Consider the following 869-nt stretch of genomic DNA (forward strand, 5'->3'; position numbering starts at 1 on the left):
TCCAGGAATACATCGAAACTCAGTGGGAACGCCCGTGGCGCAAAGGGGCAGTCTCGTGAAGGTCAACCGCGGTCACGTCCGGCGGCTCTGCCTCACCCCCGCCCAGTGCGCCGTACTGGACAAGCAGGGCCACGCCGCGCGGGCCATGTGGAATCTGCTGCACGCATGGTGGACGTGGGGCGGCAGAAACCGCCGTCCAAGCCTGAAGCAGGCAGACGAGGCTGTCCGGCAGGCACGCAAGGACATTGCGTGGCTCGCCGACCTACCCGCGCAGGCCGCGCAGCAGGTACTCAAGACGTACGTGCGGGCGTAGAAGAACTGTTGGCAGGGGCGCGCGTCAGCGCCCGAGTTCAAGTCGCGGGTCCGTTCACGGATGGCTGTCGACGTGCCGCAAGGCCGTGACCTCGCTGTGGTGCGGCTGTCCCGCCATGTCGGGCAGGTTCGTATCCCGAAGGTCGGCGCGGTCACGTTCCGTTGGTCCGGTCCCGTTCCTGGGGTCGGCCGCGAGCCCGGCCGGGTCACGGGTGCCCGGCTCGTCAAGGATGCGCTGGGCTGGCACATCGTGTTCCGCACCGACGTCGACAAGCCCACCCCCGCCCAGCATCCTGGTCCAGCCGTCGGCGTGGACCGGGGTGTCGCTGTCTGTCTGGCGTTGTCGGACGGCAACAACCACACCCACGGGGCATGGATCCGTCCGAAGGAAGCCGAACGGCTGCTCCGGCTGGAACGCAGAGCGGCACGGCAGAAGCGAGCACGCGAACGCGGCGAGCCGACATCGAACCGGCTACGTCGAACCTATGACCAGATCGCCAAGGTGCGCGCGAAAGTCAAGCGCCGCCGGGGTGACTGGCAGCATAAAACCACCACCT

General features: G+C 67.7%; 2 protein-coding genes. Both read left to right on the forward strand.

Annotation, left to right across the window (positions count from 1 at the left end; all coding sequences use genetic code 11):
- Window positions 1-55 precede the first annotated feature (55 nt).
- Entirely contained in the window at window positions 56-313 is a 258-nt protein-coding gene (locus IEY61_RS30910; RefSeq protein ID WP_189050890.1) for a hypothetical protein, read from the forward strand.
- A 60-nt stretch (window positions 314-373) separates the two neighbouring features.
- Window positions 374-869, forward strand: a 496-nt coding sequence (locus IEY61_RS30915; protein ID WP_189050892.1) for a transposase, incomplete at its 3' end; no start/stop codon positions are given.

This window comes from Micromonospora sonchi, from assembly GCF_014646235.1.
GTDB classification, from domain to species: domain Bacteria; phylum Actinomycetota; class Actinomycetes; order Mycobacteriales; family Micromonosporaceae; genus Micromonospora; species Micromonospora sonchi.